Origin of the sequence: Pseudomonas endophytica, from assembly GCF_001411475.1 — a bacterium.
Classification (GTDB): domain Bacteria; phylum Pseudomonadota; class Gammaproteobacteria; order Pseudomonadales; family Pseudomonadaceae; genus Aquipseudomonas; species Aquipseudomonas endophytica.
This window is the reverse complement of record NZ_LLWH01000228.1, coordinates 1-17,529: the sequence shown is the minus strand read 5'-3', so window position 1 is coordinate 17,529 and position 17,529 is coordinate 1. Positions and strand designations below refer to the sequence as shown.

Sequence of the window (17,529 nt, the reverse complement as noted above, 5' to 3'; positions counted from 1 at the left end):
CCGCAGCATGAGTGATACCCCGGTTAATGTGACAAAAAAACGCTTTATCGCCGGGGCTGTTTGCCCGGCGTGCAGCGAGCCAGACAAGTTACAAATGTGGAACGAAGACGACGTACCGCACCGCGAATGTGTGGCCTGCGGTTACTCCGACACCCTCAATGAGCAGGGCTTGTCCGTGCCCAAAGAGCTGGGCACGCGGGTCAACATCTCCGCCCTTAAAAAAGCCCCCGACCCTAAAGTGCAGGCGGTGCAGTTCTTTCCTAATCCGAAACTGAAAAAGCCTTAAGCGTTTACACCCTAGGGGCGCACGGCGCCTGCGCCCCTAGGGCTGTTTTATGCCGTGAAGAAGTAGCGTGTCAGGTGAAAGAAGATCGGTGTGGCAAAACAAACCGAGTCCATCCTGTCGAGCATCCCTCCGTGCCCTTTGATTAAGGTGCCCCAGTCTTTGGCGCTCAGACTGCGCTTAATGACCGACATCACCAGCCCTCCCACAAACCCCATCACACCGATCAGGACGCGTAAAACAGAAATCAGCGCGTTACTGATCCACATGGGCGTTTACCTTCAGTTGTCGGGTGATGAATAACGTTCGGGTTGCACAGGTGATCAGTGAGCCGAGGGTGATCATGGCCAGAGCGATGAGCAGTACGTAGTGCGTGCCGTAAACGGGGGCTTCAATTGCATTGAGTAATAGGGCTGCGGTCATCAGGGCCATTCGGTGCTGTTTGGCCATCGGCCCGGCAAAACACTGTGTGAGACCAATCGAGCCGCCAAAAACCCGGACATATGCGGTGAGCGTTGCAGCTAATGCGCCCAGCCAGCCAAGGTTTGGATAGCCTATGGCGTAGCCAAGCCCAACGATGAGCGCGCTATCGGCAATACGGTCAGGGAATTCGTTGTAAAGAATGCCGAGGTGGGATTTTTTCCCTCCCTCTATGGCAACCATGCCATCTAGAAGATTGCACAACAGCCGCAACTGAATGCTGAGCGCACACATAATTGACCCAATAACGCCGTTATCCAGGATCAATACACCTGCTCCGAGCAGCGCAAAGAGCGCACTGGCGACGGAAATCTGGTTGGGAGAAACATCTTGCTTAAGGAGGGCGTTAGCGAGGTCTTTTGCCCAGCCCGCAGAACGGGCCTTAATGGGCCTCCGGTTTTTAGTCATGCGAGTCCTTACAACTTATCGTGGGAGAAAAGTCGGACCTTAGGGGCATAAAACCGATGTTTATGTCAGAGCAGATGGGTAGCTTGCGAGGGATGTGGCCGAGAGTTTTGTAGGTGTTTACGCGATGAAGAGATCGCAACGATGGGCTGTGTAGGAGCTGCCGTAGGCTGCGATCTCTTGATCTTAAAAAGCAACAGATCGCAGCCTACGGCAGCTCCTACCAGAAGCCAAAGCCAAAAGCCAATAGCAAAAGCAGCACCAAGACGGGTGTTTTAAGCCTTCTGCCACACCTTCGGTTTGAAGAACAACGTCTCGCCGCGTGCCAACTCGGTGAGGCTGTCGTGGTCTTTTACCACTTCCACTTCGATCAGCTCGCTTTGACCTTCGACTTTCAAGGTCACGCGGGTAGTTGCGCCCAATGGGCGGATGTCACGTACTTGGGCCGAGTGGTGGTCTTCGAGTTCGTGGCGCGACAATGACACCTCGTGCGGGCGGAACAGGACGTGTTCTTCGCCAACGTGCAGGCGGTTTGAGTCGCCCAAGAAGTGATACACGAAGTCGCTGGCCGGGTTTTCGTAAACCTCACCCGGTGAGCCAATTTGCTCGATCACGCCCTTGTTCATCACCACGATGCGGTCTGCGACTTCCATCGCTTCTTCTTGGTCGTGGGTTACGAAGACAGACGTCAGATTGATGTCTTCGTGCAGGCGTGCGAGCCAGCGGCGCAGTTCTTTACGGACTTTGGCGTCGAGTGCACCGAACGGTTCGTCGAGCAGCAGCACTTTTGGCTCTACCGCCAAGGCGCGAGCCAGAGCGATACGCTGGCGCTGACCACCCGACAGTTGCTCGGGGTAGCGGTCAGAGAGCCAGTCCAGTTGCACCATGTTTAGCAACTCGTGGACTTTTTCCTTGATGCGGGTTTCGTTCGGGCGCTCGCTCTTAGGCTTCATGCGCAGGCCGAACGCCACGTTGTCGAATACCGTCATGTGGCGGAACAGTGCGTAATGCTGGAACACAAACCCAACGTTGCGATCACGTACGTCATGGCCGGAGACGTCTTCGCCGTGGAAAACGATGTTGCCCTGATCCGGGGTTTCAAGCCCGGCAATGATACGCAGCAGGGTGGTTTTACCGCAGCCTGACGGGCCCAGAAGGGCCACGAGCTCACCGCTGTGGATGTCCAGATTGATGCTATCCAGCGCTTTGAAAGCGTTGAAATTCTTACTGACGTTACGGACTTCGATCGACATGGTTTATTCCTCCGCGGCGCTGGCGCGCAGGCGGTTAATACGGGATTCGCTCCACTGCTTGAGCAGCAGGATGAAGAGCGCCAGGATCAGCAACAGAGTGGCCACAGCGAAGGCGGCGACGTGGTTGTATTCGTTGTAAAGGATCTCGACGTGCAGCGGCAGGGTGTTGGTCACCCCGCGAATGTGCCCGGAAACCACTGACACCGCGCCAAACTCGCCCATTGCCCGTGCTGTACACAGCACAACGCCATAGATCAGGCCCCATTTGATATTAGGCACGGTGACGTGCCAGAACATTTGCCAACCATTGGCGCCCAGCAAGCGTGCCGCTTCTTCTTCCTGAGTGCCCTGCTCTTGCATCAGCGGGATCAGCTCACGGGCGACGAAGGGCACGGTCACGAAGATGGTGGCCAGCACGATACCCGGCAACGCAAAGATGATCTGGATGTCGTGGTCTTGCAGCCATTCGCCAAAGAAACCCTGTGCGCCGAACATCAGCACGTAGACCAGACCGGCGATAACCGGTGATACCGAGAACGGCAGGTCGATCAGCGTGACCAAGATACTTTTGCCGCGGAAGCTGTATTTGCTTACGCACCACGCTGCACTGACGCCGAATACCACGTTGAGCGGCACCGAAATGACAACGGCAATGATGGTCAACTTGAGGGCCGACAGCGCGTCTGGCTCAAGGATCGCATCAAAAAACGCCCCGAAGCCCAGCTTCAAGCCTTGAGACACAACGATCAGCAGGGGTAACAGCAGAAAAACGATGAAGAATAGCCAACCGAAAGCGATCAGCACCCGACGTGAGAACGGGCTGCCGCGGCGGGCGTCGTTAGCGGCGGAGGCCGCACTTACTGATGAACTGGACATGCGCTGGCCTCCTTCAGGATGGGGTTTCGATGCGGCGTTGGATCAAGTTGATCACCAGCAGCAAGACGAAGGAAACCACTAGCATCATCACGCCAATAGCGGTGGCACCGGTGTAGTCGTATTGGTCGAGTTTAACCATGATCAGCAGCGGCAAAATCTCGGTTTTCATCGGCATGTTGCCCGCGATGAAGATGACCGAGCCGTACTCGCCGATACCGCGGGCAAAGGCCAGCGCAAAACCGGTCAACCACGCCGGTAGCAAGGCGGGCATCAGGATGTAGCGGAACACTTGCAGTGGCTTGGCGCCCAAGCAGGCAGCCGCTTCTTCGATTTCACGCGGGATGTCTGCCAGCACCGGTTGAACGGTCCGCACCACAAACGGCATGGTGACGAAGGTCAGCGCTAAGGTGATACCCAGTGGCGTGTAGGCGATTTTGAAGCCTAAGTCTGAGGCGAACTGACCAATCCAACCGTGTGGTGCGTACAAGGTGGTCAGTGCAATACCGGCCACTGCGGTTGGCAGGGCAAAAGGCAGGTCGATCATGGCATCAATGATCTTGCGTCCGGGGAAGGTGTAGCGCACCAGCACCCAGGCCAAGACGGTGCCGATGACACCATTGATAAGGGCCGCGAAGAAGGCGGTGCCAAAGCTCAGTTTGAGTGCCGCTAAGACCCGAGGAGCAGTGATGATTGCCCAAAACTGTTCCCAAGTGAGTTGCGCGGCATGGACAAACATCGCTGCCAACGGTATCAGCACGATGAGGCTGAGGTACACCAAGGTGTAGCCCAGCGTCAGCCCGAAGCCGGGTATGACGGGGGAAATACGACGAGACATAAGAGTCCTTGGTTAACGCATGAAGCCCGCAACAACGCAAGCGGGCTCTATGTTCTAGCTTTCAGCGTGGCTTAATGCCCCGCCCCACAGGTTATTGCGCCTGGTAGATCTGGTCGAACACGCCACCGTCATTAAAAAATTTCGGCTGCGCAGTTTTCCAGCCGCCGAAGTCTTTGTCGATAGTGACAAGCTCCAGTTTTGGAAATTGCTCGGCGTATTTGGCCGCTACTTTTTCGTCACGTGGACGGTAGAAGTTTTTGGCTGCGATCTCTTGCCCAGCAGGGCTGTAGAGGTGTTTTAGGTACTCGTTGGCGATGTCGAGGTTGCCCTTTTTCTTAGCGTTTTTATCGACTACGGCCACCGGCGGCTCTGCCAGAATCGACAGCGAAGGCACCACGATTTCGAATTTGTCAGTACCGCCTTCTTCTTTCATTGCCAAGAACGCTTCGTTTTCCCACGCCAGCAATACGTCGCCCTGACCGTTGTTGACGAAGGTAATGGTCGCGCCACGGGCACCGGTGTCGAGCACAGGTACGTGTTTGAACAGTTCTTGCACGTAGGCATTGGCTTTGGCTTCGTCGCCGCCGTTGGCTTTCAGGCCGTAAGCGTAGGCAGCCAAGAAGTTCCAGCGAGCGCCGCCACTGGTTTTAGGGTTCGGGGTAATGACAGAAACGTCTTTCTTGATCAGGTCGTCCCAGTCTTTGATGCCTTTGGGGTTGCCTTTACGCACCAAGAACACGATGGTCGAGGTGTAAGGGGTGCTGGCGTCCGGTAGGCGGGTTTGCCAGTCTGCCGGCAGCGAGCCTTTGTTAAGTTTTGAAATTTCATCAATGTCACCGGCCAGCGCCAAGGTCACAACATCGGCACGCAAGCCGTCGATCACGCCACGGGCCTGTTTGCCCGAACCGCCGTGAGACTGTTGGATTTTGACGTTGTCGCCAGGGTGGTTGGCTTTCCAGAAGTTCACGAACTCAGTGTTGTAATCCTGGTACAGCTCACGGGTTGGATCGTAAGAAACATTGAGTAACTCGTAGTCTTTGGCTACCGCGGAGCCAGCAAAAATGGCACTGGCCAGCGCGGCCAAAGCGTAACGGCGTAGGGACATAGGTGGCGCTCCAAAGCTGTTTCTAGTTGTCATGAGCGCAATCAGGCGAGTGCGCTTGGGGGATTAGTTGTTTTTCTGGCCTGGGTTCTGCAGCCGGAATTTTTCTTTGCGTTCGATCTGAACCACTTGTGCGTTATGCACAGTGATCTCGACAGCACCAAAGCGCAGATCTCGTAGCGCGCTCTGGATTTCCCGCAGAATGGTGGCTTCGTCCTGGCCGTCAACGCTACGCAGAGATGCGCTCATGGTGTGCTCCTGAAATGTTGGGTGCCGACTTAAGATGCTGGCTTGGGAGCAATAGTAGTGAGGCGCGATTATTCTTAAAAATACTATTTAAGAATGTTTATATAACTGAATTCACAATTGGGGATTGTCTCTCTGCGGAACTACCGCAGGCTGCGAGCTTTTTAGCGGCCAAATCAAAAGATCGCGAGGCAAGCTCGCTCCTGCAGGGCTAATAGCGCTGCACGATTGAAGACTGCAGCTACACTCCAACTGCCTCGTCAGAGTATTAGTGCGAGGCAGGTGTGATGAGCTGGCTTATAAAGGTAAGAACTGTCACTGGACAGTCGGTGAGAGTGAGATCACCTTAGAGCAGTTGTCGCCTTTTCCTGCATAGTCTGGAGTCTTTATGTCGTTTACCCCTGAGTTGGTTGCCGAACTGGAAGTCCTAGCTTTGTTTGACTTGGGCAGTACGTTTGAGGGCGTGAAAATCCATCAGACCGCTGATCCCAAAGTCATTGATGCTGCACAGCGTCTCTTTGATAAAGAGCTTATCGATCAACGCGATGGTGGCTATCTGACTAGCTTGGGCCGCGATGCGGCTGAGCATGTCCAAGGGTTGCTGCTGATCCTGAATTCAAAGTCCAAGACAGACAAAAAACTGGCTGAGCTAGCCTGACTCCCTGCCACGCTCACGGAGTCTCACCGTTTGCCGATTCCGTGGGCACATCTTTTTTCCTTTCTTCTGTCCAGATGTGTAAAAAATCTGACGTCAAAAATACAATCGTCCAGAGTCTTTCCTGCTGCTGGCTGTAAACTCTCCTCACCCTTTTCTTTCTCGTTTGGCGAGCCGGTCTGACTCTTTAATGACGCGCCCCCTTGAAATAAGACCTGCTCAGAACGAGGAGGTCGATCGACAGGCTCTCTGTCAGTTGCATGCCCGTTTTCTGGCCGTCAACCAAAGTCGTCTGCACCGCGCGATAGAGGCGCTGTTGCCCGCCCAGCAAACGACTCTTAAGCTGATGGCCCTGTTGTTCCATGTGAATGACCCGTTATTACCCGGCTATGTCTCGGACTGGACGCCAGCCGGGGTGTCGGGTTATGCGCCGGATGTGTCCACGCTCGACATTGCGCAGATGTTGGTCGGCGACTTTGCTTACTCCCCGGTGCTTAGGCAGCCTCAGACCATTTATGCCCTGTATTTGATGGGCAGCTTAGGCACATTGGCTCAAACCGAGCAGAGCGATATGGATGTGTGGATTTGCCACGCCTCGGATCTGGATGATCACGCGTTGGCCTCTCTGCGTAATAAGTGCCAGCGCTTAGAAGACTGGGCGGCGAGCCGAGGCAGTGAGGTGCACTTTTTTTTGATTGATGCGCAGCGTTTTGCTCAGGGTGAGCGTGGCCCGACTTGCGGCGTCGATGACTCAATGGGCGCGCAACCGACGTTGTTGCTCGACGAGTTTTATCGCACGGCGATTTGGCTCGCCGGGCGCACACCGTTGTGGTGGTGGGTACCGGAGTGCGAGGAGGCGCGTTATGCCGAGGTTATTCACACGTTGCAGACCCAGAGCTTAATTAATGCACATGAGGTCATCGACCTTGGGCATTTGTCCCATATCCCCGCGGATGAGTTTTTAGGGGCCGGGCTTAGGCAGTTGTTCAAAGGGATTGAGTCACCCTACAAAGCGGTGCTCAAACTGCTGCTGGTCGAGGTATACGCCAGCGAACACCCACGCGTAAATTGCCTGAGCCTGAGGTTCAAGCGCGCCATGCACGCCCAACAACTGGACCTTGATGAGCTGGACCCGTACGTGATGGTGTACCGGCGTATTGAGGACTACCTGCGTGGCCGTGGCGATGTTCAGCGCTTGGAGTTAGTGCGCCGCAGTTTATATCTAAAGACAAATATCAAACTGACAGGCCAGGCCGTCACGCGGGGCAGCCAGTGGCAACGTGCACTGCTCAAGCGCTTGACCGCTGAATGGGGCTGGAATGAGCAGCAGTTGGCGCAATTGGACAACCGTGCGCAATGTAAGGCCGAGCCGGACAGGCTTGAGCGTTTGGCGTTATCGCGTGAGCTGAATGACAGCTATCTTTTTTTGAGCCAGTTAGCGCAGCAAGATCACGCGATCAGAGTGCCGGTTCATTCGGTTTAAGCTGATGGGGCAGCGCTTCAAACTAAGCGCTACCGCTAATCTAAGTAGGTCGAGGGTACTTAGAGGTCGAAGTCGCCTGCTGCTTCGGGCTGGTAAATCACTTCGAGCAATTCGAGTTTCAGGGTTTTGCCGCCGGGGGCAGGCCAGTTGATGTGTTGGCCCGTCTGCAAACCCAGCAATGCGCTGCCGACCGGCGCCAGAATCGAGATTTTACCTTCGTCTGGGTTGGCATCTTTAGGGTAAACCAGCGTCAGATGGTAATCCTTGCCGCTGCTTTGTTCGCGGCAGTGCACGCGTGAGTTCATGGTCACAATGTTCGGCGAGACTTCTTCGTGGCTGACTAGATTTTCAGCACGATCCAACTCGGCCTGCAACGCAATAACACCGGGTAACGCGTCATCCAGACTGTCGATCAGCTTCTCTAGACGCTGCACGTCCAGGCGTGTGAGGGTGATGGAGGGTGTGAGACTCATGACCTGGCAGGCTCCTTTTTTCTGCATTAAAAAGCAAAACCCCGCCGGGAAATGGCGGGGTTTTGACCAGCCTCGTTATAGCGAGGCGAATGTGGACACTACCACAGCAAAATAAATACACAAGTGAGCCGGGGGTGGATCAACCCCTGCGCTGCCGAGCCTGTTCACAAATCACTCGACGGCGCTGGTCATCTGCTGAGCGCCACTCTCGAATATCCTCGACGTGGCGAAAACAGCCCAGACAGACTTTGTGTTCATCCAGCCGGCAGGTGCTGATGCAAGGCGACGGCACTGCCGGGCTGACGTTGCTGTAGAGCGGTTTTGCGGGTTTAGCAGGCGCAGTCACAATCAGATCTCTTCAAATTCCAGCTCGGCGCCCGCTTGCTCCAGTGTCAGGCGAGCCACCATTTCACTCAGTAGCTCATTCGTACTGTCATGTACCCAGCGCGAGTTATCTTCGTCATATTCGAAATGGAATCCACCGCTACGTGCGGCTAGCCATAGCTGGCGAAGCGGCTCTTGTCGGCTGAAAATCAGTTGGGTGCCATTTTCAAACTTGATCGTTAAAACGCCTGCCGAGTTCTCTACATCAACATCCAGATCACTGTCGTCGAAGACGTCTTCCAGGTTTTCCTGGGTGGCATCGACCAGATCGTGAAAACGGGCTTCAGTCAAACTCATGGTGGAACCTCGTAATGTCTAGTCATGCTCGGAGTTCGCAAGATACGGGCGCTCTAGGCCGATTGCAAACCCTAAGACAACCCGCCCGTACGCGACGCCTGATTATCCAGACAGGTGCCCCCCGTGCGAGCTGTCTGCTGCATAGGCAAGCTGGTGGGTGGTCGGTATACTCGGTCGCAATTAATGCTTTTCAAAGGATTTCGCCATGAAGCGCCTGATCTCTTCTTTAGCTGCGCTTGTCGCGGTTGCTTGCCTTGTTTCTGCCTGTGGTCAAAAAGGCCCGCTGTATCTGCCCGATGACAGCAAAAACCCGGATGAACAAGCCCAATCGTCGCAATCTCAAGCGCACAAGCACGAATAAGGGAACACCATGGACGCTTTTACTTACCGGGACGGCGAGCTATTCGCCGAAGGTGTTGCGCTGACGGCAATCGCCGAGCGCTTCGGCACGCCAACGTACGTGTATTCCCGGGCGCACATCGAGGCGCAATACAACGCTTATGCCCATGCACTGAACGGCATGCCGCACTTAGTGTGCTTTGCGGTCAAAGCTAACTCCAACTTAGGTGTACTCAATGTCCTGGCGCGTTTGGGCGCTGGTTTTGACATTGTTTCGCGCGGTGAGCTGGAGCGTGTACTGGCCGCTGGCGGCTCGGCAGACAAAATCGTTTTTTCAGGGGTTGGCAAAACCCGCGACGATATGCGTCGCGCGTTGGAAGTCGGCGTTCACTGCTTTAACGTCGAGTCCACTGAGGAGCTTGAGCGCCTGCAAGTGGTGGCCGCCGAGCTGGGCGTTCGTGCGCCGATCTCGCTGCGCGTCAACCCGGACGTAGACGCGGGCACGCATCCCTACATTTCAACCGGCCTTAAAGAAAACAAGTTTGGCATTGCCATCGCTGACGCTGAGGATGTGTATATCCGCGCCGCGCAGCTGCCAAATCTTGAAGTGGTCGGTGTCGATTGCCATATCGGCTCGCAACTGACCACTCTCGAACCTTTTATCGACGCACTTGATCGCCTGTTGGGGCTGGTCGACCGTCTGAGCGACTGTGGCATTTACCTACGCCACATCGACCTCGGTGGTGGTTTGGGCGTGCGTTATCGCGATGAAGAGCCGCCATTGGCTGCTGATTACATCAAGGCGGTGCGTTCGCGTATCGAAGGTCGTGATTTGGCGCTGGTGTTTGAGCCGGGCCGCTTCATAGTGGCCAATGCGGGCGTGCTGCTGACCCAAGTTGAGTACCTCAAGCACACCGAGCACAAAGACTTCGCCATTGTTGATGCGGCCATGAACGACTTGATTCGTCCGGCGCTGTATCAAGCTTGGATGGACGTGACTGCGGTTCGCCCGCGTGACGCTGAGGCTCGCGCCTACGACATCGTAGGCCCCATCTGCGAAACCGGTGACTTCTTGGCCAAAGACCGCCAGTTGGCCTTGGCCGAAGGTGATCTGCTGGCCGTGCATTCGGCAGGCGCTTACGGTTTTGTCATGAGCTCGAACTACAACACCCGTGGCCGTGCTGCCGAAGTGTTAGTGGATGGCGATCAAGCGTTTGAAGTCCGCCGCCGCGAAACCGTTGAGCAGTTGTATGCCGGCGAAAGCCTACTGCCGGAGTGAGCCCATGTTGCTGCGTTTCACTAAAATGCACGGCCTGGGCAATGACTTCATGGTTCTCGACCTGGTCAGCCAGCACGCGCATATTTTGCCCAAGCACGCTAAACAATGGGGTGATCGGAATACCGGTGTCGGCTTTGATCAATTATTGATCGTTGAAGCACCCAGCAACCCGGAAGTGGATTTCCGTTACCGGATCTTCAACTCTGACGGTTCCGAAGTCGAACAGTGCGGCAACGGTGCGCGCTGTTTTGCCCGCTTTGTGCTCGACAAGCGTTTGACCACGAAGCGTCAGATCAAAGTCGAAACCAAAAGCGGCATCATCGAACTTAACGTGCGCAGTGATGGGCAAATAAGCGTCGATATGGGCCCGCCGCGCCTAGTGCCGCAAGATATCCCGTTTGTGGCCGACGCACAGGCGTTGAGCTACGAGGTCGATGTCGATGGGCAGCCAGTTGAGTTGGCGGCTGTTTCGATGGGTAATCCGCACGCGGTGTTGCGCGTGGACGACATCAATGCCGCGCCCGTGCATGAGTTAGGGCCAAAAATTGAGCATCACCCGCGTTTTCCTGCGCGGGTCAATGTGGGCTTTTTGCATGTAGTTGACCGTCATCGCGGGCAACTGCGGGTGTGGGAACGTGGCGCCGGTGAAACCCAAGCCTGCGGCACTGGTGCCTGCGCTGCGGCCGTGGCTGCGATCAGCCGTGGCTGGATGGACTCCCCCGTGACCCTTGATTTGCCCGGCGGCCGTTTGTCCATCGAATGGGACGGCCCAGGCCACTCCGTGATCATGACCGGCCCGGCGATGCGGGTTTACGAAGGACAAGTCCGTTTATGAGCGAGCGTACCTGATGACCGACCAGCAACAGCCTTGCGACCTTGAACTGCCTGCTGACGCTCTAGACGCCGCGACGGTTGCGGCGTACCTAGAGGCGCATCCAGATTTCTTCAGTCAACGCGATGAATTGCTGTTGGCGTTACGTATCCCGCATCAGCGTGGCGATACCGTTTCGCTGGTTGAGCGCCAATTAGAGCTGTTGCGCGGTCGTAACATCGAAATGCGCCATCGGTTATCGCAACTGATGGACGTGGCGCGTGACAACGACCGGTTATTCGAAAAAACCCGTCGCCTCAACCTTGCCCTGATGGACGCCACCAGCCTTGAAGAGTTGGTGATTGCTGTTGAAGACAGCTTGCGCCAGGATTTCCAGGTGCCTTTTGTCAGCTTGGTACTGTTTGGCGACAACCCCATGCCGGTCGGACGTTGGGTCAATGGCGCCGATGCTCAGCGCGCTTTAGGCGGGCTGTTGGCCGAGGGTAAAGCGGTCAGCGGCAGCCTGCGAGAGCATGAGCTGGACTTTTTGTTCGGCGAAGAACAGCGTAAGCAAATCGGCTCAACGGCTGTAGTTGCGCTTAACCACCTCGGCTTGCACGGCGTACTGGCGGTGGCCAGCCGCGATCCGCAGCACTATAAAAGCACGGTGGGGATGCTGTTTCTTGGGCATATCGCCGAAGTGTTAGGCCGGGTCTTGCCGCGCTTCACCAGCGCTCTGCGCTCGGTGCGCTAGCTGTGGAACGACAACTGGACGCTTACTGCACTCACTTGCGCAGTGAGCGCCAAGTGTCTGACCACACGTTACAAGCCTATCGCCGCGACCTGAACAAGGTGCTGGCGTTCTGCGTTAAAGAATCCATCGCTACGTGGTCCGCGCTGGATATTCAGCGGCTGCGCCAACTGGTGTCGCGTTTGCATCAACAAGGCCAGTCTTCACGCAGTATCTCGCGACTGCTGTCGGCTGTTCGCGGTCTTTATCAGTACCTCAATCGTGAGGGCTTGTGCGACCACGACCCAGCAAACGGTTTGTCGCCCCCCAAGGGCGAGCGTCGGCTACCCAAAACGTTGGATACTGACCGAACGCTGCAACTGCTAGAAGGCGCGGTTGAAGACGATTTTTTAGCCCTGCGCGATCAGGCGATTTTGGAGCTGTTCTATTCGTCTGGGCTGCGCTTGTCGGAATTGACGGGGCTCAATCTGGATCAGCTCGACTTGGCTGACGGGTTGGTTGAAGTGCTGGGTAAAGGCAGTAAGACCCGCGTCCTACCGGTTGGCAGAAAGGCCCGCGAAGCCTTGCTGGCGTGGCTCCCGTTGCGCGGGTTGGCTAATCCGCCAGACGACGCAGTGTTCGTCAGCCAGCGCGGTGCTCGCCTTGGCCCGCGGGCGATCCAGTTGCGCGTTAAAGCGGCGGGCGAGCGTGAGCTGGGGCAGAACCTGCACCCGCATATGCTGCGCCATTCATTTGCTAGCCACTTACTGGAGTCGTCTCAGGATTTACGTGCGGTGCAAGAACTGCTGGGGCATGCGGACATTAAAACCACGCAAATCTATACCCATCTGGATTTCCAGCATTTGGCATCGGTTTACGACAGCGCCCATCCACGGGCCAAACGCAGTAAGGGCAGTGAATGACCATTAAGCTGATTACCTTCGACCTCGACGACACCCTATGGGACACCGCGCCAGTCATTGCCAGTGCCGAAAAGGTCTTGCATCAATGGCTGGCGACGAACGCACCCCATTTGGGCGCATTAGGCCCTGCGAGTTATCAGGCACTGCGTCAGCGCGTATTGGCCGCTGAACCGGGTCTCAAACACCGGATCAGCGCGTTACGTCGACGGGTGTTGTTTCATGCCTTAAATGATGCGGGTTACACGAACCCATCCGTGATGGCCGATCAGGCGTTTGAGGTATTTATTGAGGCGCGTCATGCATTGGACGTGTTTCCACAGGCCGAACCCACGTTGGTGACATTGGGCCGTGACTATGCTTTGGGTGTTGTGACCAATGGCAACGCCGACGTACGGCGTATCGGGCTGGGGCATCACTTCGCGTTTGTGTTGTGTGCTGAAGACATCGGTATTGCCAAGCCGGATGCGCGGTTATTTCACGAAGCGCTGAAACGCGGCGGCAATCTCTCGGCCGCAGCCGCCGTACACGTGGGCGATCACCCCGGTGATGACATTGCCGGTGCCCAGCAGGCGGGCTTGCGCGCGATCTGGTTTAACCCTGGTGGCAAGCGCTGGGAGGGCGAAAAAGCTCCGGATGCTGAAGTCGGCTGTTTGAGTGAGCTGCCAGCGGTGCTGTTGCGCCTGCGCTGATACCCCACGGGCTGTACAGCCAACCCCTGTAGGAGCTGGCGCAGGCTGCGATCTTTTGACCTTTTAAAGATCGCAGCCTGCGGCAGCTCCTTGGGGTCAGTGGGTTTGAGCCACAAAAAAACCCGCAGCGACGGCGGGTTTTTTTCAAGAATGGAGCAGCCCTTAGATAGGACGGCTGCCGTACTTGTTGTCAGGCTTTTTGGGTGGGTCTGCCACCACGTTCGCCTCGACTTCCTGCACTTTGCCGCCCCGCGAAAGAAACTCTTCCATGGCACGCGCTAGAGCATCACGCTCTTTGTTTTTAACTTCAATGCTTGGCAGGTCATCAACCGACACCGCTGCCTTGGATTTGCCTTTGGCAGCTGGGGCCGGGGCATCTTCGCCAGAGTCGTCGTCTGCAACGTCCTCGGCTGCTGCTTCCAAGCCTTCCTCGGTTTCGTCGTCGTCACCTACTTCGAGGTCATCATTTTCCAGATCATCGTCGCTCATGTTCTACCCCATGACTTGCGTAAAGCAGATTAGTTATAGACCAGTTGCATCCAGAGTGGACCGCCGCTGGTGAAAAAATAGCCTTGGGCAAACCGAGGCTCAAGTCTCTTCATCCATAAAGGTGACGAGCGCTTATTAAACAGCGCAATATCACGCTGCCCGCTTAGGTAAAGACGTTGCCAGCAGCCCTAGCTGCGGACCTTGAAAGCGTCGGCTATTGGTCCTCGCCTTCGTCCTGCCAAGGTGCTGTTTTTTGCCCCTTGGCGCGCATTCTAGCGCGCTGAATAAAAAAGCAAAGCGGCTAATAGTCGAGTTATCGCGTAAGCCTTGTTCCTACAATCAAGCGTAGAACTGATCTACGCCTAAAGTGGTCAGAAAAATCATTTCTTCGCAGCGAATCGCGCCACATTTCAGGTAAAAAAATACCCGGCAAGCCGGGTATTTTTTTGCAAGGTAGCTTACAAGTTGTAACCACGCTCGTTGTGCTGCGCGAGGTCGAGGCCAACAGACTCTTCCTCTTCGTTAACACGCAGGCCCATCACGGCATCCAGCACTTTGAGAATGACGTAGGTCACAATCGCGGTGTAAACAACGGTGAACGCGACGCCTTTGAACTGGATCCAGACTTGGGTGCCGATGTCAGTCACGCTGCCGAACCCACCCAGCGCTGGCGCTGCAAACACGCCGGTGAGGATGGCGCCAACGATACCGCCGATACCGTGTACGCCAAAGGCATCCAGCGAGTCGTCATAGCCCAGCTTACGCTTGAGGCTGGTGGCGCAAAAGAAGCAGATCACGCCTGCGGCCAAGCCGATGACGATCGAACCCATTGGGCCAACGGTGCCAGCAGCCGGGGTGATTGCCACCAGACCGGCAACCACGCCCGAGGCGATGCCCAGTGCGCTTGGCTTACCGTGAGTGATCCACTCGGCAAACATCCAGCCCAGTGCCGCGGTAGCAGTTGCGATTTGCGTCACTAGCATCGCCATGCCGGCGGTGCCGTTAGCGGCAGCGGCTGAACCTGCGTTGAAGCCGAACCAGCCGATCCACAGCATGGCAGCACCAACCAAGGTGTAACCCAAGTTGTGCGGTGCCATTGGAGTGGTTGGGTAGCCTTTACGCTTGCCGAGTACGATGCACGCCACTAAGCCCGCAATACCGGCGTTGATATGCACCACGGTGCCGCCTGCGAAATCCAGCACGCCCCAGTCACCCATCAAGCTGCCTGGGCCGCCCCACACCATGTGTGCGATTGGCGCATAGACTAAGGTGAACCACACGCCCATAAAGATCAGCATGGCGGAGAACTTCATGCGCTCTGCGAATGCACCCACGATCAAGGCCGGGGTGATGATGGCGAATGTCATCTGGAAGGTGACAAATATGGCCTCAGGGAACAACGCCGAAGGGCCGGTAAGGCTGTCAGGTGTGATGCCCGCCAAGAACACTTTGCCGAAGCCGCCAATGAACGAATTGAAGTTGGTGACGCCCTCCTCCATCCCCGCGCTGTCAAAGGTGATGCTGTAGCCATAAATGACCCACAGAATGCTGATCAGACCGGTAATGGCGAAACACTGCATCAACACAGAAAGAAGGTTTTTGGAGCGCACCATGCCGCCATAAAACAGCGCCAGGCCGGGAATGGTCATAAACAGTACCAAAGCCGTTGCGGTCAGCATCCAGGCGGTGTCGCCGGAGTTGAGGACTGGAGCAGCCACTTCGTCTGCCGCCATGGCCAGGCCAGGCAATACAGCGGACAGCAGGGCTCCGAGCCCTGCGATTTTACGCAGAGTCATAGTGTTTTCTCCTGGGGCGTTGGGGTTTGGCGGCTTAGATTGCGTCGGTATCGGTTTCGCCGGTACGGATGCGAATAGCCTGTTCCAGATTGACTACAAAAATCTTGCCATCACCGATTTTTCCGGTGTTGGCAGCCTTGGTTATCGCTTCGATAACCCGGTCAAGATCTTTGTCGTCAATAGCGACATCAATCTTCACCTTTGGCAGAAAGTCGACCACGTATTCCGCACCGCGATACAGCTCGGTGTGGCCTTTCTGCCGGCCGAAGCCTTTAACCTCAGTAACGGTAATGCCCTGCACACCGATTTCAGACAGCGACTCGCGTACGTCGTCTAATTTGAACGGCTTGATAATGGCGGTGACTAGCTTCATGAAACTTCTCCCGAATTGGTGGACTTGCCCCAGGAAAACAAACCCGGCTCAAGTCTAAGCGCAGTGTCTGGCTTTGTAACGCTTCGTTGGCCTTCTTCAGTCAACGCAACGTGTATCAATCGCTGGTGACGGACCCACTCCCTGAACCACCTGCCGCACTACCATCGTCACAGCAACTGCATCAGTACATCGTCATGACCTCCTAAGCAGAAACCTTGCCATGTCTGGAAAACCCATTAATTACAGTTAGTTATCGTTAGGTAATGGCGTTTTGCCCGAAATGGCAAAGCGTTTGTGCACGCAAACGGTGCGAAGGCGGTAGGTAGGACGCCCAATAAATGTGCGTGGACGGGTTAAGAATGGGTTTGGACACTGCGTGATACACTCGCCGGCATTCGATTTAAGGAACTTACCCATGCTCGCGCCCAAAGATTTTCTTGATGCCCTGAGTGGCCAAGCCTCCCGTCTATTCAGTGGCGACACCGCCCTGCCGCGCAACGAAATCGAAAGCCAGTTCAAAGCCTTGCTGCAAAGTGGTTTCAGCAAGCTGGACTTGGTCAGCCGCGAAGAATTCGACAGTCAGATGGTGGTATTGGCCCGTACGCGTGCGCGCCTTGAGAGCCTTGAAGCCAAAGTGGCTGAGCTCGAAGCCAAGCTGTTACCGCCTAGTGAGTAATGCCCAGATGCGGTGCGTCTTGTTGAAGGGCTGAAGGCAAAATTGAGATTGGAAAAGCCTGCATGATTCACCATTCATGCCCCAAAAAAGACATCTATCAGTAATGGCGATTTGACGTCACTCTTACTTTGACATTAATGTCCACACCTTTCAGGGAAGCGGTGCGGCATTAGTCCGCAATTTGCCGCGCGAATTAATTGATGGAGCAAGGATGCGCGGCGCACTTCTACGCAGTGGCAAAAGTGGGGCTTTTACCGCCCTAGGTGAGACTGGACAACCGGTTTATCGGGCTGCACTTCAACTGCGCGAAGCCATCCGCCGTAAAAATCCTGACATGGCCAAGCACTTGGCCGTCCCGCAAAGTGATGAACTAGGCGACAACATTGACTGGTACAGCGATATCCAGGGCGATGTGGTGCCGTGGGGCAGTGCCACCGAACAAGAGCGCTCGCCTGCACGTGCCGAGTTAGAAACCTTCAAAACCTTTTTGGCCGAGCAGAGCAGTACGCTGCTCAATGATGGCACTCAATCCCCGCTCAGTGACAAAACGGTATTCGCCAAGTTGCTCAGCCGTGTCATCGCTTTCCCTGATGAAAGCTTTGTTTACTTGGTTAACGGCAAACCTGTGCTGACCTTTTGGGGGTTCATACAC

At 55.7% G+C, this 17,529-nt stretch carries 22 protein-coding genes and 2 pseudogenes; 11 read left to right on the top strand and 13 right to left on the bottom strand.

Annotated elements, in window-relative coordinates:
- Nucleotides 1–7: 7 nt before the first annotated feature.
- Entirely contained in the window at nucleotides 8–286 is a 279-nt protein-coding gene (locus AQS70_RS21785) for a YheV family putative zinc ribbon protein (RefSeq protein ID WP_055104809.1), read from the top strand.
- A gap of 47 nt (nucleotides 287–333) precedes the next feature.
- Here AQS70_RS21785 and AQS70_RS21780 read toward each other — a convergent pair.
- From AQS70_RS21780 to oscA, 7 genes and pseudogenes are all read right to left on the bottom strand, one after another.
- Nucleotides 334–549 (bottom strand): annotated as a pseudogene (locus AQS70_RS21780) (phosphatidate cytidylyltransferase); the annotation flags it as partial.
- The gene (locus AQS70_RS21775; RefSeq protein WP_055104807.1) at nucleotides 539–1,171 is read right to left on the bottom strand and encodes a CDP-alcohol phosphatidyltransferase family protein; all 633 of its coding nucleotides are present in this window, start codon (nucleotides 1,169–1,171) and stop codon (nucleotides 539–541) included. The pseudogene AQS70_RS21780 and the gene AQS70_RS21775, both read right to left, overlap by 11 nt.
- Nucleotides 1,172–1,443: 272 nt before the next feature.
- Nucleotides 1,444–2,421 (bottom strand): sulfate/molybdate ABC transporter ATP-binding protein, encoded by a 978-nt coding sequence (locus tag AQS70_RS21770; protein WP_055104806.1) that lies wholly within the window; start codon nucleotides 2,419–2,421, stop codon nucleotides 1,444–1,446.
- 3 nt (nucleotides 2,422–2,424) lie between these two features.
- Nucleotides 2,425–3,297 carry a sulfate ABC transporter permease subunit CysW gene (gene cysW / locus AQS70_RS21765; RefSeq protein ID WP_055104805.1) on the bottom strand — a complete coding sequence of 291 codons (873 nt, stop codon included), beginning with the start codon at nucleotides 3,295–3,297 and terminating at the stop codon, nucleotides 2,425–2,427.
- A 13-nt stretch (nucleotides 3,298–3,310) separates the two neighbouring features.
- Nucleotides 3,311–4,132: a sulfate ABC transporter permease subunit CysT gene (gene cysT / locus AQS70_RS21760; RefSeq protein WP_055104804.1), complete on the bottom strand. Its 822-nt coding sequence runs from the start codon at nucleotides 4,130–4,132 to the stop codon at nucleotides 3,311–3,313.
- Nucleotides 4,133–4,223: 91 nt separating this feature from the next.
- Nucleotides 4,224–5,237, bottom strand: coding sequence for a sulfate ABC transporter substrate-binding protein (locus AQS70_RS21755; protein ID WP_055104803.1), 1,014 nt, complete (start codon nucleotides 5,235–5,237; stop codon nucleotides 4,224–4,226).
- Nucleotides 5,238–5,300: 63 nt separating this feature from the next.
- Entirely contained in the window at nucleotides 5,301–5,483 is a 183-nt protein-coding gene (oscA, locus tag AQS70_RS21750) for a sulfur starvation response protein OscA (protein WP_055104802.1), read from the bottom strand.
- Nucleotides 5,484–5,868: 385 nt separating this feature from the next.
- Here oscA and AQS70_RS21745 point away from each other — a divergent pair, with 385 nt between their 5' ends.
- Nucleotides 5,869–6,138: a TIGR02647 family protein gene (locus AQS70_RS21745; protein ID WP_055104801.1), complete on the top strand. Its 270-nt coding sequence runs from the start codon at nucleotides 5,869–5,871 to the stop codon at nucleotides 6,136–6,138.
- Between the two features lie 187 nt (nucleotides 6,139–6,325).
- Nucleotides 6,326–7,594: pseudogene (locus tag AQS70_RS21740) on the top strand (class I adenylate cyclase); the annotation flags it as partial.
- An 83-nt stretch (nucleotides 7,595–7,677) separates the two neighbouring features.
- Here AQS70_RS21740 and rnk read toward each other — a convergent pair.
- From rnk to cyaY, 3 genes are all read right to left on the bottom strand, one after another.
- On the bottom strand, nucleotides 7,678–8,091 hold the full coding sequence (gene rnk, locus AQS70_RS21735) for a nucleoside diphosphate kinase regulator (protein ID WP_055104800.1): 414 nt from the start codon (nucleotides 8,089–8,091) through the stop codon (nucleotides 7,678–7,680).
- Between the two features lie 139 nt (nucleotides 8,092–8,230).
- On the bottom strand, nucleotides 8,231–8,443 hold the full coding sequence (locus AQS70_RS23495) for a DUF1289 domain-containing protein (protein WP_164488196.1): 213 nt from the start codon (nucleotides 8,441–8,443) through the stop codon (nucleotides 8,231–8,233).
- Complete coding sequence (gene cyaY / locus AQS70_RS21730; protein WP_055104799.1) at nucleotides 8,440–8,772, bottom strand: iron donor protein CyaY; 333 nt, start codon at nucleotides 8,770–8,772, stop codon at nucleotides 8,440–8,442. Before cyaY ends, AQS70_RS23495 begins: the two co-directional genes overlap by 4 nt.
- Nucleotides 8,773–8,977: 205 nt before the next feature.
- Here cyaY and lptM point away from each other — a divergent pair, with 205 nt between their 5' ends.
- The 6 genes from lptM to AQS70_RS21705 are packed head-to-tail and all read left to right on the top strand — an operon-like array spanning nucleotide 8,978 to nucleotide 13,543.
- Complete coding sequence (gene lptM / locus AQS70_RS23490; RefSeq protein ID WP_082428174.1) at nucleotides 8,978–9,133, top strand: LPS translocon maturation chaperone LptM; 156 nt, start codon at nucleotides 8,978–8,980, stop codon at nucleotides 9,131–9,133.
- A 9-nt stretch (nucleotides 9,134–9,142) separates the two neighbouring features.
- Nucleotides 9,143–10,390 carry a diaminopimelate decarboxylase gene (lysA, locus tag AQS70_RS21725; RefSeq protein WP_055104798.1) on the top strand — a complete coding sequence of 416 codons (1,248 nt, stop codon included), beginning with the start codon at nucleotides 9,143–9,145 and terminating at the stop codon, nucleotides 10,388–10,390.
- Nucleotides 10,391–10,394: 4 nt separating this feature from the next.
- Nucleotides 10,395–11,225, top strand: coding sequence for a diaminopimelate epimerase (dapF, locus tag AQS70_RS21720; protein ID WP_055104797.1), 831 nt, complete (start codon nucleotides 10,395–10,397; stop codon nucleotides 11,223–11,225).
- 13 nt (nucleotides 11,226–11,238) lie between these two features.
- The gene (locus AQS70_RS21715; RefSeq protein ID WP_055104796.1) at nucleotides 11,239–11,955 is read left to right on the top strand and encodes a DUF484 family protein; all 717 of its coding nucleotides are present in this window, start codon (nucleotides 11,239–11,241) and stop codon (nucleotides 11,953–11,955) included.
- A gap of 2 nt (nucleotides 11,956–11,957) precedes the next feature.
- The gene (gene xerC / locus AQS70_RS21710; protein WP_055104795.1) at nucleotides 11,958–12,854 is read left to right on the top strand and encodes a tyrosine recombinase XerC; all 897 of its coding nucleotides are present in this window, start codon (nucleotides 11,958–11,960) and stop codon (nucleotides 12,852–12,854) included.
- Entirely contained in the window at nucleotides 12,851–13,543 is a 693-nt protein-coding gene (locus tag AQS70_RS21705) for an HAD family hydrolase (RefSeq protein ID WP_055104794.1), read from the top strand. The genes xerC and AQS70_RS21705 overlap by 4 nt, the downstream gene beginning before the upstream one ends.
- A gap of 162 nt (nucleotides 13,544–13,705) precedes the next feature.
- On the opposite strand, the gene sutA is transcribed toward AQS70_RS21705, so the two are convergent.
- The 3 genes from sutA to glnK all read right to left on the bottom strand — a co-directional run bounded on the left by sutA (nucleotide 13,706) and on the right by glnK (nucleotide 16,201).
- A complete protein-coding gene (gene sutA, locus AQS70_RS21700; RefSeq protein WP_055104793.1) occupies nucleotides 13,706–14,032 on the bottom strand; it encodes a transcriptional regulator SutA in 327 nt (108 codons plus the stop codon).
- A 458-nt stretch (nucleotides 14,033–14,490) separates the two neighbouring features.
- The gene (locus AQS70_RS21695) at nucleotides 14,491–15,828 is read right to left on the bottom strand and encodes an ammonium transporter (protein WP_055104792.1); all 1,338 of its coding nucleotides are present in this window, start codon (nucleotides 15,826–15,828) and stop codon (nucleotides 14,491–14,493) included.
- 34 nt (nucleotides 15,829–15,862) lie between these two features.
- A complete protein-coding gene (gene glnK, locus AQS70_RS21690) occupies nucleotides 15,863–16,201 on the bottom strand; it encodes a P-II family nitrogen regulator (RefSeq protein ID WP_002555808.1) in 339 nt (112 codons plus the stop codon).
- Nucleotides 16,202–16,616: 415 nt separating this feature from the next.
- Between glnK and AQS70_RS21685 the strand changes: the two genes are divergently transcribed.
- A complete protein-coding gene (locus tag AQS70_RS21685; protein ID WP_055104791.1) occupies nucleotides 16,617–16,877 on the top strand; it encodes an accessory factor UbiK family protein in 261 nt (86 codons plus the stop codon).
- Nucleotides 16,878–17,088: 211 nt separating this feature from the next.
- Nucleotides 17,089–17,529, top strand: a 441-nt coding sequence (locus AQS70_RS21680) for an SrfA family protein (RefSeq protein WP_241492880.1), incomplete at its 3' end; no start/stop codon positions are given.

Coding starts and splice junctions, on each gene's coding strand:
- AQS70_RS21785 (WP_055104809.1), top strand. CDS start 8: ATGAGTGATACCCCGGTTAATGTGACAAAAAAACGCTTTATCGCCGGG.
- AQS70_RS21775 (WP_055104807.1), bottom strand. CDS start 1,171: ATGACTAAAAACCGGAGGCCCATTAAGGCCCGTTCTGCGGGCTGGGCA.
- AQS70_RS21770 (WP_055104806.1), bottom strand. CDS start 2,421: ATGTCGATCGAAGTCCGTAACGTCAGTAAGAATTTCAACGCTTTCAAA.
- cysW (WP_055104805.1), bottom strand. CDS start 3,297: ATGTCCAGTTCATCAGTAAGTGCGGCCTCCGCCGCTAACGACGCCCGC.
- cysT (WP_055104804.1), bottom strand. CDS start 4,132: ATGTCTCGTCGTATTTCCCCCGTCATACCCGGCTTCGGGCTGACGCTG.
- AQS70_RS21755 (WP_055104803.1), bottom strand. CDS start 5,237: ATGTCCCTACGCCGTTACGCTTTGGCCGCGCTGGCCAGTGCCATTTTT.
- oscA (WP_055104802.1), bottom strand. CDS start 5,483: ATGAGCGCATCTCTGCGTAGCGTTGACGGCCAGGACGAAGCCACCATT.
- AQS70_RS21745 (WP_055104801.1), top strand. CDS start 5,869: ATGTCGTTTACCCCTGAGTTGGTTGCCGAACTGGAAGTCCTAGCTTTG.
- rnk (WP_055104800.1), bottom strand. CDS start 8,091: ATGAGTCTCACACCCTCCATCACCCTCACACGCCTGGACGTGCAGCGT.
- cyaY (WP_055104799.1), bottom strand. CDS start 8,772: ATGAGTTTGACTGAAGCCCGTTTTCACGATCTGGTCGATGCCACCCAG.
- lptM (WP_082428174.1), top strand. CDS start 8,978: ATGAAGCGCCTGATCTCTTCTTTAGCTGCGCTTGTCGCGGTTGCTTGC.
- lysA (WP_055104798.1), top strand. CDS start 9,143: ATGGACGCTTTTACTTACCGGGACGGCGAGCTATTCGCCGAAGGTGTT.
- dapF (WP_055104797.1), top strand. CDS start 10,395: ATGTTGCTGCGTTTCACTAAAATGCACGGCCTGGGCAATGACTTCATG.
- AQS70_RS21715 (WP_055104796.1), top strand. CDS start 11,239: ATGACCGACCAGCAACAGCCTTGCGACCTTGAACTGCCTGCTGACGCT.
- AQS70_RS21705 (WP_055104794.1), top strand. CDS start 12,851: ATGACCATTAAGCTGATTACCTTCGACCTCGACGACACCCTATGGGAC.
- sutA (WP_055104793.1), bottom strand. CDS start 14,032: ATGAGCGACGATGATCTGGAAAATGATGACCTCGAAGTAGGTGACGAC.
- AQS70_RS21695 (WP_055104792.1), bottom strand. CDS start 15,828: ATGACTCTGCGTAAAATCGCAGGGCTCGGAGCCCTGCTGTCCGCTGTA.
- glnK (WP_002555808.1), bottom strand. CDS start 16,201: ATGAAGCTAGTCACCGCCATTATCAAGCCGTTCAAATTAGACGACGTA.
- AQS70_RS21685 (WP_055104791.1), top strand. CDS start 16,617: ATGCTCGCGCCCAAAGATTTTCTTGATGCCCTGAGTGGCCAAGCCTCC.